The 13,586-nt window shown below is 66.9% G+C and carries 11 protein-coding genes; 4 read left to right on the top strand and 7 right to left on the bottom strand.

The window, feature by feature from the left end; genetic code table 11:
• Positions 1-145 precede the first annotated feature (145 nt).
• Positions 146-2,527 (top strand): UvrD-helicase domain-containing protein, encoded by a 2,382-nt coding sequence (locus AB3X99_RS18795; RefSeq protein WP_069268667.1) that lies wholly within the window; start codon positions 146-148, stop codon positions 2,525-2,527.
• A gap of 43 nt (positions 2,528-2,570) precedes the next feature.
• Positions 2,571-3,389, top strand: coding sequence for a 5'-methylthioadenosine/adenosylhomocysteine nucleosidase (locus AB3X99_RS18790; RefSeq protein ID WP_342924572.1), 819 nt, complete (start codon positions 2,571-2,573; stop codon positions 3,387-3,389).
• A 13-nt stretch (positions 3,390-3,402) separates the two neighbouring features.
• On the opposite strand, the gene AB3X99_RS18785 is transcribed toward AB3X99_RS18790, so the two are convergent.
• From AB3X99_RS18785 to AB3X99_RS18760, 6 genes are all read right to left on the bottom strand, one after another.
• Positions 3,403-5,301 carry a propionate--CoA ligase gene (locus AB3X99_RS18785; protein WP_368617750.1) on the bottom strand — a complete coding sequence of 633 codons (1,899 nt, stop codon included), beginning with the start codon at positions 5,299-5,301 and terminating at the stop codon, positions 3,403-3,405.
• A 176-nt stretch (positions 5,302-5,477) separates the two neighbouring features.
• Positions 5,478-6,074: a hydrogenase maturation protease gene (locus tag AB3X99_RS18780; RefSeq protein WP_368617749.1), complete on the bottom strand. Its 597-nt coding sequence runs from the start codon at positions 6,072-6,074 to the stop codon at positions 5,478-5,480.
• A 303-nt stretch (positions 6,075-6,377) separates the two neighbouring features.
• Entirely contained in the window at positions 6,378-7,241 is an 864-nt protein-coding gene (locus AB3X99_RS18775; protein ID WP_069268663.1) for an HlyD family secretion protein, read from the bottom strand.
• 40 nt (positions 7,242-7,281) lie between these two features.
• Positions 7,282-7,482 (bottom strand): DUF1656 domain-containing protein, encoded by a 201-nt coding sequence (locus tag AB3X99_RS18770; protein ID WP_042271036.1) that lies wholly within the window; start codon positions 7,480-7,482, stop codon positions 7,282-7,284.
• Positions 7,472-9,715 carry an FUSC family protein gene (locus tag AB3X99_RS18765; RefSeq protein WP_368617748.1) on the bottom strand — a complete coding sequence of 748 codons (2,244 nt, stop codon included), beginning with the start codon at positions 9,713-9,715 and terminating at the stop codon, positions 7,472-7,474. Before AB3X99_RS18765 ends, AB3X99_RS18770 begins: the two co-directional genes overlap by 11 nt.
• An 11-nt stretch (positions 9,716-9,726) precedes the next feature.
• Complete coding sequence (locus AB3X99_RS18760) at positions 9,727-11,355, bottom strand: efflux transporter outer membrane subunit (protein WP_368617746.1); 1,629 nt, start codon at positions 11,353-11,355, stop codon at positions 9,727-9,729.
• Positions 11,356-11,511: 156 nt separating this feature from the next.
• Here AB3X99_RS18760 and AB3X99_RS18755 point away from each other — a divergent pair, with 156 nt between their 5' ends.
• Together AB3X99_RS18755 and AB3X99_RS18750 are read left to right on the top strand one after the other, a co-directional pair.
• Positions 11,512-12,450 carry a LysR family transcriptional regulator gene (locus AB3X99_RS18755; protein WP_069268660.1) on the top strand — a complete coding sequence of 313 codons (939 nt, stop codon included), beginning with the start codon at positions 11,512-11,514 and terminating at the stop codon, positions 12,448-12,450.
• Between the two features lie 144 nt (positions 12,451-12,594).
• Positions 12,595-12,738: a hypothetical protein gene (locus AB3X99_RS18750; protein WP_169739136.1), complete on the top strand. Its 144-nt coding sequence runs from the start codon at positions 12,595-12,597 to the stop codon at positions 12,736-12,738.
• An 18-nt stretch (positions 12,739-12,756) separates the two neighbouring features.
• Here AB3X99_RS18750 and AB3X99_RS18745 read toward each other — a convergent pair whose 3' ends face one another.
• Entirely contained in the window at positions 12,757-13,563 is an 807-nt protein-coding gene (locus AB3X99_RS18745) for a metallophosphoesterase (protein ID WP_069268659.1), read from the bottom strand.
• Positions 13,564-13,586: the final 23 nt, after the last annotated feature.

The following is a 13,586-nucleotide window of genomic DNA, read 5'->3' as shown; positions in this document are numbered from 1 at the left end:
TGCGCGCGAGGCGTGCCGCTTGGGTCACCCAAGCCGCAGCGTGCGTGCGCACTTATAATGGCGGTCTGCCATTCAACGACGGCGCGCCTGTGCCGCGCGCCACGTCCCCGGGGTCCCGCCCTGGGGTCACGCTCCTTTTCAGCCCATGCCCGAACTGCTCGCGAACCTGAACCCCGAACAACTCGCCGCCGTCACGTTGCCCAACGAACCGGCGCTCATTCTGGCCGGGGCCGGCAGCGGCAAGACGCGCGTGCTGATCACGCGCATTGCGTGGCTGATCCAGCAGGGCATGGCCTCGCCCTCGACCATCCTGGCCGTGACCTTCACGAACAAGGCCGCGCGCGAAATGGTCGGGCGCCTCCAGGCGCTTTTGCCCATCGACACGCGCGGCATGTGGATCGGCACGTTCCACGGCCTGTGCAACCGCATGCTGCGCGCGCATTTCCGCGACGCCGGTCTGCCGCAGACCTTCCAGATCCTCGACACCGCAGATCAGCTTTCGGCCATCAAGCGTCTGATGAAGGGCCTGAACGTCGACGACGAGAAGTACCCGCCCAAGAACCTGCAGTATTTCATCAACAACGCGAAGGAGCAGGGCCTGCGTCCGAAAGACGTGGATGTAAGCGACGATTTCAACCGCAAGTTCGTCGAACTCTACGAAGCGTACGACCAGCAGTGCCAGCGCGAAGGCGTGGTCGATTTCGCGGAGCTGCTGCTGCGCTGCTACGAACTGCTCGCGTACAACCCGCCGCTGCGCGCGCACTATCAGAGTCGCTTTCGCGACATTCTGGTGGACGAGTTCCAGGACACCAACAAGCTTCAGTACGCGTGGCTCAAGCTGCTCGCGGGGCCGGGCAATGCGATCTTCGCGGTGGGCGACGACGACCAGTCGATCTACGCGTTCCGCGGCGCGAACGTCGGCAACATGCGCGACTTCGAGAACGAGTTCCGCGTGAAGCACATGATCAAGCTGGAGCAGAACTACCGTTCGCACGGCCATATTCTCGATGCGGCCAACTATCTGATCGCGCATAACTCGCGGCGTCTGGGCAAGAACCTGCGCACCGATGCGGGCCACGGCGAGCCGGTGCGCGTGTACGAGGCGGCCACCGACTCGCAGGAAGCCGGCTGGATCGTCGAGGAGATTCGCGCGCTGATCAACCAGGGGCTCGCGCGCAACGAGATCGCCATCCTCTATCGCAGCAACGCGCAGTCGCGCACGATCGAGCACACGCTCGTGAACGCGGGCGTGCCGTACAAGGTGTATGGCGGCTTGCGCTTCTTCGAGCGCCAGGAAGTGAAGCATGCGCTCGCGTATCTGCGTCTGATCGACAATCCGAACGACGACACGGCGTTCGCGCGTGTCGTGAATTTCCCCACGCGCGGCATTGGCGCGCGCTCGATCGAGCAGCTGGCGGATGCCGCGCGCCTCTACAACTGCTCGATGGCCGCGGCCATTCCGTACGTCACGGGCAAGGCGGGCTCGAGCCTGGGTTCGTTCGCCAATCTGGTCGCGAAGATGCGTGCCGAGACCGCGCAGATGAGCCTGCCGGAAACGGTCGAATACACGGTACGCATGAGCGGTCTCGCCGAGTTTTATCAGAACGAGCGTGAAGGTCAGGATCGCCTCGAGAACTTGCAGGAACTCGTGACCGCGGCCACGGCGTTCGTGAGCGAAGAGGGCTATGGCCTCGACACGCCCGCGCGCTCGATTCCGCTGCGCCCGGGCGCGAGCGCGGTGCCCGAGATCGTCTCGCAGGACGGCGAGATCGAAGTGCTCGATGCGCCCACGATCACCGACCCCGCGCAGAACCCCGACGTCATGACGCCGCTCGCGGGCTTCCTCTCGCACGCGTCGCTCGAAGCCGGCGACAACCAGGCGCAGGCAGGCCAGGACGCCGTGCAGTTGATGACGGTGCACGCGGCGAAGGGCCTCGAATTCACGGCGGTCTTCATCACCGGTCTCGAAGAGGGCTTGTTCCCGCACGAGAACAGCGCGATGGAAGCCGACGGCCTCGAAGAAGAGCGCCGCCTGATGTACGTGGCGATCACGCGTGCGAAGGAGCGGCTCTATATCTCGTTCGCGCAGAGCCGCCTGCTGCACGGCCAGACGCGCTACAACGTGCGTTCGCGCTTTTTCGACGAACTGCCGCAGGAATCGCTCAAGTGGCTCACGCCCAAGGTCGAGGCCGGTTCGCGCTGGGGCGGGCGTTCCGACAACGCCGGCTGGGGCCGCGACTGGTTCGCGCGTCCGGGCGGCGGCAGTGGCGGCAGCAGCGAAGGCGGCCGTCGCGAGCGCGACGCCTATATCGCCGACAAGAGCCCGGCGCCCGCGTTCGCCAACGAGCAGCGCGCCGCCGAGACGGGCTTCCGTGTGGGCCAGGGCGTGTTCCACACGAAGTTCGGCGAAGGCACGATCACGGCGCTCGAAGGCAGCGGCACCGACGCCAAGGCGCAGGTGCGCTTCAAGCGTCACGGCGAGAAGTGGCTCGCGCTGGCCGTGGCCAAGCTGCAGCCGGTGGAGTGAGCGCGCGTAAGCCTCAAACGACTCAGACGGAAATCATTCGAAGATGAACCTCTCGACCCAAGCGAGCGGCAGTGCCGCCCGTCCGCTCGGCGTGCTCGCCGCGCTGCCCCAGGAACTCGGCGATCTGATCGCGGCCATGCAGGCCGAATCGGGCGTCGTCACGCGCACGTTCGGCCGGCGTGACTATCACCTGGGCACCGTGCACGGCGCGCCGTGCGTGGTGACGCTCGCGCGCGTCGGCAAGGTGGCGGCGGCCGCCACGGCCAGCGCGCTGATCCATGCGTTCGATGTGGAAGCGATCGTCTTTACGGGCGTGGCCGGCGGCGTGGGTTCGGGCGTCCACGTGGGCGACGTGGTGGTGGGCGAAACGCTGCTCCAGCACGACATGAACGCCGAGCCGCTGTTCCCGCGTCACGAAATCCCGCTGCTCGCGCGCTCGCGTTTCGATGCCGACCACGCGTTGGCTCAGGCGCTCGCCGCCGCATGCGAGCGTTTCATCGCGGAGGAGGGGCCGGAGTTGACGGCGCGCTTCAAGGCCGCGCTGCCGCGCCTGGAAACCGCGTTGCCGCAGGTGCATCGCGGCCTCGTGATCAGCGGTGACCAGTTCGTGGCGAGCGCCGCGGCCGTGGGCGCGCTGCGCGCGCTGTTGCCCGATGCGCTCGCCGTCGAGATGGAAGGCGCCGCGATCGCCCAGGTCTGCCACGAGTACGACGTGCCGTGCGCGATCGTGCGTACGATCTCCGATACCGCCGACGAGCACGCGAGCACCTCGTTCTCGAGCTTCCTCACCGATATCGCGGGCACGTACTCGACGGGCATCCTCAAGCGCTTCCTGGCCGCGTACCGCCCGCTCGCACGCTGAGCGGGCACAGGCCTCAGTTGTCGCCTGCGCTCACCGCCTCGCGAATCGACTGCAGCGCCGAGGCATCCTCGATGGTCGGCAGATCGCCCGGGTCGCGCCCTTCGGCGAGCGCCGCGATCGCGCGGCGCAATAGCTTGCCGGAGCGCGTCTTGGGCAGCATCGGCACGAAGTGCACGCGCGCGGGCCGGCCGATCGCGCCGAGCTGGCGGTCCACCGTCGCGGCGAGCGAAGCCGCGAGCTTCTGTGCATCGGCGGGATTCGCTGCCGCATTCGCGTCGCGCAGCACGACGAACGCCAGCGCCGCCTGACCCTTCACCGCGTCGTTCACCCCCACCACGGCCACTTCCGCGACGGCCGCGTGCGACGAGATCGCCTCTTCTATCTCGCGCGTGCCGAGACGATGGCCCGCCACATTGATCACGTCGTCGGTGCGGCCGAGGATCGTCACGTAACCGTCGCTGTCCTGCACGCCCCAGTCGAAGGTCGAATACACCTGCTGGCCCGGCACGCTTTCCCAGTACGTGTTCACGAAGCGCGCGTCGTCGCCCCACACGGTCTGCATACAGCCTGGCGGCAACGGGTAGCCGAGCGTGATCACGCCTTTCTCGCCTTGTGCGCAGGGCTCGCCCGTATGTTCGTTGCGCAGCACGAGGTCGTAGCCGTAGCAGGGCACGCCCGGTGAGCCGAGCTTTTGCGGCAGCGGATCGACGCCGCGCTGGATCGCCAGCATCGGCCAGCCGGTCTCGGTCTGCCAGTAGTTGTCGACGACGGGTTTGGCGAGTGCATCCGAGATCCATTCGGCCGTGGGCTCGTCGAGCGGTTCGCCCGCGAGAAAGAGCGTGCGCAGGCTCGACAGATCGGCGCAGTGCAGCAGCGCCGGGTCCTGCTTCTTGAGCACGCGAATGGCCGTCGGCGCCGTGAACATCAGGTTGATGCGGTGCTGCTCGACGAGGCGCCACCAGATGCCACCGTCGGGGCGCACCGGCGTGCCTTCGTACATCACCGTGGTCATGCCCGCGAGCAGCGGCGCATAGATGATGTAGCTATGGCCCACCACCCAGCCGATGTCCGACGCCGTGAACATGGTGTCGCCGGCGTGTCCTTCGAAGATGTATTCCATCGATGCGGCGAGCGCCACCGCGTAGCCGCCCACGTCGCGCTGCACGCCCTTGGGCTTGCCCGTCGTGCCCGAGGTGTAGAGGATGTACGAAGGCTCGTTCGATTCGAGCCATTCGCAGGGAATCTGCACATCGTAGTGTTGCTCGCGCAGCGGCTCGTAGTCGACGAGATACGGCGCGTTCAGCCGCTCGGGCGCGAGCTGGCGGTCGATCAGCAGCACCTTGGGCGGCGCGTACTCGGCGCGCGCCATGGCTTCGTCCACGAGCGGCGTGTAGTCGATCACCTTGCCGCCGCGCGCCCCGGCGTCGGCGCTCACGAGCAGCACGGGCTTCGCGTCGTCGATGCGCGCGGCGAGGCTCGGCGCGGCGAATCCGCCGAACACCACCGAGTGGATCGCGCCGAGGCGCGCGCAGGCGAGCATGGCAAAGACGGCCTCGGGAATCATCGGCAGATAGATCAGCACGCGCTCGCCGCGCGCGACGCCGAGCGAGCGCATCACGGCGGCCATGCGGTTCACTTCGGCGTGCAGGTCGGCGTAGGTGTAGCGCCGCTCGATGCCGGTCTCGGTCGAGACGTAGACGAGCGCGTTCTGGTGGGCGCGCGACGAGAGGTGACGGTCCACGGCGTTGAAGCACAGGTTCGTGCGGCCGCCGCAGAACCAGCGCGCAAACGGCGGATTCGAGCGGTCTAGCACCTGGTCGAACGGCGTCTCCCAATGGATGCGCTCGGCCTCGCGGCGCCAGAAGTCGTCGGGGTTCGCGACCGACTCGCGGTGAAAATCGCGGTAACGCATGACTACCTTCCTCCCGTGCTGATGGTGCAGCCGTTGGCCGATCTGGCGCAGTTTTTCAGGATAGTGCAGTGCAATGCGTGCGGGCAACGCGGGTTCTCCCGCGGATTCTCTCGCGGATTTCCGCGTACGGGCGCATGCGGCGCGCCCGCCGGGCGCGTGCAACCGCTGTGCGGCGCTCAGCCGCGGATGTCGGGATGCTCGAGACGCGGCAACGGTGCGACGCGCCAGCGGCGCAGCCAGAGCCGGGCGGCATCGACAGTCGCATCGAGTTGCGCGCGCACCGTGCTCGACAAGCCCGCGCCGTAACAGTCGCTGCCTTGCGGCTGCACGCCGATCAGCACGATCTCGCGCGGCGAGCGGCCGCTCAGCTGCGCGCAGGCCAGCGCGTCGGCGAAACCCATGCCAGGCCGGCTCGGGCGGCGCATGTAGAGATGTTCGGCGGCCGCATCGCCGGTGAGGATGCGCAGCGTGCCCGGTTCGAGCCCGAAATCGATTGCTGTGAGCACGATCAAACGCTGCGTGGATTCGACGACGGGCAGCAGCGCGCGGCCGCGCGTACCGCCTTCCACGAGTTCGACCTGCGCGGGGCATTGCCAGGCCGCCTTCAGCCGCTCGAGCGCGAGCACGCCCAAACCGGCGTCGCCCCACTGAACGTTGCCGAGGGCGAGCACGACCACCCGTTGCGGCGCGAGGGCCTGACGCTTCGCGAGCCCGGCCAGTGCGCGGCGCGCGAACGCGCGCACCGCGCCGTCGTCGCGCGCCGTCCGCGGCATGGCGCCGATTTCGCGAGGTCGATGTAGGCGAAGGATCACGTTGAGGGCTGATTGGAAGGCTGGGGAATAGGAATAATCCGAGTATTCCGACCAACTTCCGTTGACATGGATCAAGCGAGAGAGGCTTTAACGTGATAAAGACATTGTTTTGCAATACTCATCGATTCGCTGTCGGCGCACTGTGCGGGAAGCGCTAACACTCCGTGTGCGCACAGCAACAAAAAAGGGAACGCCAAACTGGCGTTCCCTTTTTGCTTGCGCTGTTGCGTAGCCCGGCTGGCAGTACGCGCCGTCACGGCGCCATCACGTGCCTGGTTTGACGACCACCGTGCAGGTCGTGCCCGCGGCGAGGACCATGTCGTCCGGCACCTTGTCGATGTGGATGCGCACCGGCACGCGCTGCGCGAGGCGCACCCAGTTGAAGGTCGGGTTCACGTCGGCGAGCAGTTCGCGGCTTTGCGGATTGTCGCGGTCGTAAATGCCGCGCGAGATGCTCTCGACGTGGCCCTGGAGTGTGCCGCCGCTCATCAGCTTGATGTCGGCCTTGTTGCCCACCTTCACGTGCGGCAGCTTGGTTTCCTCGAAGTAGCCGTAGACCCAGAACGAATGGCTGTCCACCACGGCAAGCTTGGCCTGGCCCGAGATCGCATAGTCGCCCTGGAACACCTGCAGGTTCGTGATGTAGCCGTCCACCGGCGAGACCACGCGCGTGCGTTCGAGGTTGAGCTTGGCTGCGTCGAGCGCAGCGATTGCCTGCTGGTACTGCGCCTGTGCCGAATTTGCCGTATGCGAGGCGTTCTCGCGGTTTTCGGCCGAGACCACTTCGCTGTCCATGTCGGCGCGGCGGCGCGCGTCGTCCTGGCGCATCGTCAGCTCGGCCTTGCGCGCGGCCACGGCGGCCTCGGCCTGCTCCACGGCGATCTGATAGTGCGACGGGTCGATCTGCATGAGCAGGTCGCCCTTGTGCACGAACTGGTTGTCCTTCACGGGCAGCTCGACCACGGCGCCCGAGACGTCGGGGGCGATGTTCACCACTTCGGCGCGCACGCGGCCGTCGCGGGTCCACGGCTCGTCCATGTAGTGAACCCACAGGACGCGCCCGACCAGAATGGCGACGACGAAGATGATGGCCGTCGCGATAAAGCCAATGAGGTTGCGGATTGTCATGATTCGGTTGATTCGTTCAGCGATGCATGCAGTGACGCATTCAGTGATAGACCGCGAGACCGAGCAGGCAGCACACGACCACGAGCAGGCTCACGCGAAAGAGGGACGGGTGCCACACGACGCGGTAGAGGCCGGTTCGGGCCAGTACGGAATCGAGCACCCAGGTGATCGCCGCGCCCAGAATGAAGAGCAGCACGATCGCCGGGATATAGGCGTCGAGAAACGCGACGTCACGAGGCATGGTTGGCTCCTTGGCTCGCGCCGGGGTTCGCGCTTTCGTTGCCCGCATACGCCGCGAGCGGCGATTGCGGGTCGATGAGCGCGGTGCGGATGAAATGCAGATGACTCTGGATGCGCTGCAGCTGGTGGCGCTCTTCGCGCGGCGCGTCGCCACGCTCGGCGGCGCTCGTCGCTTCGGGTTGCCACATGCCTTGCAGCACGGCCTGGCTTGCGTCGATCGCGCGAGCCGTCGCGGCGAGCGCGTCGCGGTAACGCGCTTCGCCCGGGCGATCGAAGAGCGCGCTCACGGCTTTGAGCGTCGCGTCGATCGCCACGCGCCACGCCGTTCCCCGTGCGTACTGCGGATGCGCGGGCAGCGTGGCCAGTTCGTGGCGCAAATCGAGCGCGGCGTTGCCCACTTCGAGCGTCGAGAAGAGCCAGCGCATCGTGTCGCGGCGTTGCGCGTCGTCGTTGCCGGCGATCGCCGAGAGCTGGAACATCAGGTCGCGCGCGCCGCTCTCGAAGCGGTTGCGCAGTCCCTTCAGGCGCGCGCGGCAAGCGTGCACGGCGCCGCCGCGCAAGTCGGCCAGCAGTCGCCGGCGCAGCCACGGCGTGGAAGGCGGCAGGAGCACGGCGAACGCCAGCGCCGAGACTGCCATCGACGCAATGAGCGCGAGCGCGTCGTTCATGTAGCTGCTCGGGTTGTACTGCACGACGTTGTCCGGCCCCGCGAGAAAGCACAGGAAGATGCAATAGCCCACGCCGTAGCCCGCGTATTTCGGGCGCGTCGTGAGGAACACGCCGAACGCGAGCGCGGGGGCGAGCGCGACGCACAGCATGACGAAGCCGTCGATGTGCGGAAACACGCCGAACGTGAGAATCATGCCGACGACCGATGCGAGCACGGTGCCGAGCGCCATCTGCGTCGCCATGCGCGAGGGCTGCGGCGCGGACGAGGCGAGCGCGCAGGTCGCGGCGGCATTGAGCACGAGGTTGGTGCCGCTCGGCCACGCGGTGGCGATCCAGAACGCGCCGAGCAGCGTCATCACGACGGCGGCGCGCAGGCCTGCCACGCCCGCTGCGATCAGGTTGGTCTTCGGCACGTAGCGCGAAATCCATTTCTCGCGCGAGTGCGTATCCACGGCGAGCGAGGCGTAGGTGGCCGTGTACTCGGTCATCTCGTGCACGAAGCGGTAGAGCAGCTCCGTGGCGGTGTCGAAGTCGAGCAGGCGCGCATCGCCTTGTGCTTCGAGTTCGGTGCGCGTGGCGCGCACGCGCCGCGGCAGCGCCGAGCGGTAGTCGTCTAGTTGCTGCGAGACGTGCGTTGCGTCGGCGGCCGTGAGCACAGGCTCGCCTGCTTTGGCGAACAGCGGCGCGATCTCGCGGAAGTACGGTTCGAGCGCATCGACGGTTGCAGAGGAGCCGTCCGCGCGCAGACGGTTCATCAACTGATGCAGCGCGTGAAAGCGCGTGGAGACCGTCATGAACTCGGTGTTCAGGCGCGCGAGGCGCCCCGAGCGCATGCGCGCGTCGGGCGACTCGAACACGGCCATGCTGCGGTTCGCTTCGAGGCCCACGACGTCGGCGACGAACCGCGCATTGCTCGCTTCGATATGCGAACGATCGACACGCCCGGCAAGCGCCGCCGAAACGTAATCGACGAACGACGAGAAACGGCGCCGCACGTTCGAGCGCAGCAGCTCGCCCGTAAACTGCGGAAACACCACGGCGCTGACGAAGCCCGAGCAAAGGATGCCGATCGAGATTTCGCCCACGCGCGTCATCGCCGACATGAACGCGCCGTCGGGATGCTGCGAGGCCGGAATGCCGATCAGCGCCGCCGTGTAGCCCGCGAGCACGAAGCCGTACGAGCGGAAGTTGCGGTTGCGCGCGGCGCCCGCGGTGCACAGGCCGACCCACAGCGCCGTCGAGACGATGAAGAGTTCCGGCTGCTGCGCGAAGAGGCCGATCAGCGCGAGCATCACGACGAGGCCCACGAGCGTGCCGCAAAGCCGGTAAAAGCTCTTGGCGAACACGGGGCCGCTTTGCGGCTGCATCACGATGAACACGGTGGTCATGGCCGTGCGCGGCTGCGGCAGATCGAGTTTCATGGCGATGCCGAGCGCGAGCAGCGCGGCGGCGATCGCCTTGAAGAGATAGATCCAGACGAGGCCGTCGGTACGCGCCCAGTCAGCGAGCGCGGCGTAGAGGCTTTGGCCGCCCGGCTGCGAGGGTGAGGAAGTGGACGCTTGCATCGTCGTCTGCCTCAGTGCGCCGTGCCGGCTGCGCCGGCATTGCCCGATGCGCTCGCATCGGCGTCGTCGGGGCCGGACGAAGCATGCGAGCCATGCGGCGCGAGCAGCGCCGCAGGCATGAGCGGCACGTCGCGCGTCTTCTTGCCGTGCGCGGGCAGTTGCTCGGCTTCGGTTGGGCCCTTTGCTGCGGCATCGCTCGATGCGTCGATCATGCCGCCGCCCAGCGCCGCCACGAGCGTGGCATGGGCGGCCAGCCGCTCGGCCCGGATGTGCGCGACGCCTTCCTGCGCGCGCAGCAACTGCGTTTGCGCAATCAGCACGTTCACATAGTCGGTCAGGCCGCGGCGGAAGCCTTCCTGTGCGAGATCGTAATTGCGCTGCGCGGCCGCGACCGAGCGGTGTGCGTCGTTTTCCTGCGTCGCGAGCGAGCGCATGCGCACCACCTGATCGGCGATTTCCTTGAGCGCGGTGACGATCGTCTGGTTGTACTGATCGACGGCGATGTCGTACGCGGCGGACTGCGCGCCGAGCTGCGCGCGCAGGCGTCCGCCGTCGAAGATCGGCAGCGAGAACGCGGGGCCGCCCGCATAGCTGCCGCTCATCGACTTGAGGAACTGGAACAGCGGGCCGGCCGCCGCGTAGCCGCCCATCGAAACGAGCAGGTTCACGTTCGGATAGAAGTCGGCCTTCGCGACGTCGATGCCGCGCGCCTGCGCGGCGACGAGCCAGCGCGCCGCGACCACGTCGGGGCGATAGCCGATCAACTGGGCGGGCAACGCCGAGGGCAGACCTGCAGGCGCCGCGAGCGAGAGCGCAGGCCGCTCGATCGCTTCACCGGCGCCCGGGCCCTTGCCCGCGAGCGCCGCGAGTTGGTTCTTGCCGAGCGCAATGGATTCTTCGAGCGCGTCGATCTGGCGTTCGTATTCGGGCAGCGGCGTTTGCGCCTGGCTCACTTCGAGCTGCGTGCCGATGCCGCCGGCCAGGCGCTTTTGCGCGAGCGCAAGAATGCGTTGCTGCTGGCCGAGCGTTTGCTTCGCGATGTCGAGCAGCGCGTAGTTCATCGACATCTCGATGTAGGTGCGCGTGACATTGACTTCGAGTTCGAGCTGCGCCGCGCGCGCGTCGGCGGCGGTGGCGTGGGCTACGTCGAGCGCGCGCTCGGCATTGTTCTTGTCCTGGCCCCAGAGGTCGAGGTGATATGACAGGCCGAGCGTGGCTGTGTTGTTCCACGTGTTCGCACCCGCGAGCGGGCCCGGCCCGTAGTAGACGTTGTCGGACCATTGCTGGCGCTGGATGGACATGCTGCCGTTGATTTGCGGCAGGAGCCCGGCCTGGGCCACGCCGACCATCGAGCGCGCTTCGCGCACACGCGCCTGGGCGGCGGCAAGCGAGGGGTTGCCGGCCACGGAGGCTTCGATCCAGGCATTCAGCTGAGGGTCGTTATAGCCGCGCCACCAGTCGCTGGCGGGCCAGCCGGCGTCGGTGTTGGCCGCGCGGATCGCCGATCCGGCGTCGAGTTGCGCGGCTTGCGCCTGTTGCGCTTGCGGTGCGATGCCCCCGGTACTGGCGCAGCCCGCGATTATCAACGAGAACGTAAGAACCGTGAGTGCGGCTAGTCCTTTCGGTACCGGAGACTGCACGATTTACTCCTTATCTTGGCTATGAATCACTGCGTGTCATTATATTTTTTGAGCGATTGATGAATAACCGGTAAGGATGCAAGGCATTTTTACGAAACGTGAGACAATCGATCTTACGAATTATGAAACAATTCGTGTGTCAGAAAGAGGATTGGTATGGATACGCTTCAAAACATGCGTGTATTCGTCCGGGTGGTGGAGGCGGGCAGCTTCACGGGCGCGGCGCAATACCTGAACACGACCACGGCTTACGCTTCGCGCGCGGTTTCCGATCTGGAGGCGCACCTGCGCACGCGCCTGCTGAACCGCACGACGCGCCGCATTGCGCTCACCGAGGCGGGTGAGCGCTACCTGCAGCGCTGCGAGCAGATCCTCGCCTACGTGGATCAGGCCGAAGCGGAAGCCGGCGACGCGCATGCGCGCCCCTCCGGAAAGCTCAAGGTCCACGCGATGACGAGCTTCGGCCAGCACTATGTGGTGCCGGCGGTGGGGCAGTATCAGCAGCGCTATCCGGACGTGCACGTGGAACTCACGCTCGCCCAGCGCATGCCGGACCTGCTCGACGAGGGCTACGACGTGGCCCTCGTCGTCGCGACCGATCTGCCGGATTCCGGTTTCGTGTCGCAGCGGCTGACGAGCGCGTTCAGCATCGTGGTTGCCTCGCCGGCGTATCTGGAAAAGCGCGGCGTGCCGCAAAAGCCCGCGGATCTCGCGAACCACACCTGCCTGCAGATGGTGACGCCCGTGTTCCCGACCTCGCAGTGGCAGTTCACGGGCCCCGAAGGCGAGGCCACGATCGACCTCGGCCCGGCGACCTTCCAGGTGAACGTGGCGGAGGCGATGGCGGTGGCCGTGCGCGAGGGCATGGGCGTGGGCCTGCTGCCGATCTATTCGGCGATCAGCGGTTTGCGCAGCGGCGAGCTGCAATGGATCCTGCCGGAATACAAGTCGCAGGAGATGAACGTCTTTGCGGTGTACCCGTCGCGCCAGTATCTCGACGCGAAGATCCGCACGTGGGTCGAGCTGCTGCGCGAGAGCATGCCTTCGACACTCGCTCGGGATCACAACGAGCTGCGCCAGTTCGCGCGCACCTGAGCGCAATCAAATGGCGCGCGGGCCGTGACAGCCTGTTACAGCTTGCGCAGATGGCAACACTTCCTTACGCCCGGCGGCGCGGTGGCTTGGTAAGGTAGCGGGACTGTTTCACGCAACCTCTTTCTGCCAACACCGGAAACTCGAATGGATACGCATCTGATGATCGGCATCGCCGTGATGATGGGCCTGATCGGCATCGCGGCATCGCGCGATCTGCTGCGCATGCGCCGCGCGCAGCTCCAGCCCGCGACGCTGCGCGTGCGCCGCGACGACGCACGCATGCACTAAAGCCGCGGGTTTGCCTCGCTAGATCTCCACCACCTTGTCCCAAGCAAAGGCCGGATTCTCCGGCCGCCCCGTGCGGCGGTCGCGATAGCCGCGCGGATTGCACACCACGCGGGTGCCGTTGACCGTGTAGTCGAAGCACGTATGCGTGTGGCCATGTATCCATAGCGCGACCGGCGCGCGCACGAGCGCGCCGAGATCGCTCACGAATCCCGCCGACACCAGATCCTCCGCGTAGCGCGGCGCCAGACTCCCTTTATGCGGCGCGTGATGCGTGACGACGATCGTCTCGCCCGCGAAGGGCTTCGCCAGTTCCGCTTCGAGCCATGCGCGCGAACGCGCGTGGAGCGCGAGCGAGTCGGCCGGCGTGAAGTCGCGGGCACCTGCTTGCGGGCTGTCCGGCCAGGACACCTGGATTAATCCGCGAAAATCCAGCATCACGCGCATCGCTGCCGCTATGGCGGCTTCACGCGCGGCGTCGTCGGCGCCGAAGAGTGCGAAGTCGGCCCACAGCGTCGTGCCTAACACCCGAAAGCGGCCCGCCGGATCGACGTAGACGCCATCGTTGAGGAAATGCACGTTGTCGAGCGTGGAGGCGGCGTCGCGCATCGCCGTTTCCAGCGCGCCGAGATCGCCGTCGTAGTACTCGTGATTGCCGGGCACGTACACCACCGGCACCTGCGGATCGAACGTTTCCGCCGCCCAGCGCAAGCCCAGCCCGTGATTGTGGATGTCACCCGCGAGCACGACGAGATCGGCCTGCGCATGCGGGATCGTGTCGGGCTCGTCGTTTTCCAGATGCAGGTCGGACAGCACGCGGATCTTCAACACGATGTCGGCTCCTTGCGTCC

The sequence above is a fragment of the Paraburkholderia sp. BR10882 genome, from assembly GCF_040948855.1.
Classification (GTDB): Bacteria; Pseudomonadota; Gammaproteobacteria; order Burkholderiales; family Burkholderiaceae; genus Paraburkholderia; species Paraburkholderia nodosa_A.
This window is presented reverse-complemented; position numbering and strand designations above follow the sequence as displayed.